Here is a 222-nt window from a genome sequence, read left to right as displayed (position 1 = left end):
ACCACGATGGACTGTGCACAGTGCGGTGCGAGAACCAAGCACGCACTTCCCCTCTCCGAACGAACGTATGCGTGCACCGCGTGCGGAGCCGTGTCCCCCCGGGACAAGAACTCCGCCCGTGTAATGCTCGTCCGGGCTGGTCTCAACCCGGCTGGTGTTGATGGTGGAAGTCCTCTGGGAGCGCTGCTCCCGGGGGCGGCCTGAGCCAGGAATCCCCGTCCT

Annotated in this window: 1 protein-coding gene; it reads left to right on the top strand. The window is 65.8% G+C overall.

Features of this window, described 5'->3' with window-relative positions; all coding sequences use genetic code 11:
- Window positions 1-204, top strand: a 204-nt coding sequence (locus IO36_RS45375; RefSeq protein ID WP_158997722.1) for a zinc ribbon domain-containing protein, incomplete at its 5' end; no start/stop codon positions are given.
- Window positions 205-222 lie beyond the last annotated feature (18 nt).

Origin of the sequence: Streptomyces aureus, from assembly GCF_000725495.1 — a bacterium.
Lineage (GTDB): Bacteria > Actinomycetota > Actinomycetes > Streptomycetales > Streptomycetaceae > Streptomyces > Streptomyces aureus_B.
Note: the sequence above shows the minus strand (reverse complement) of the source record. Positions and strands in the feature narration are given on the sequence as shown.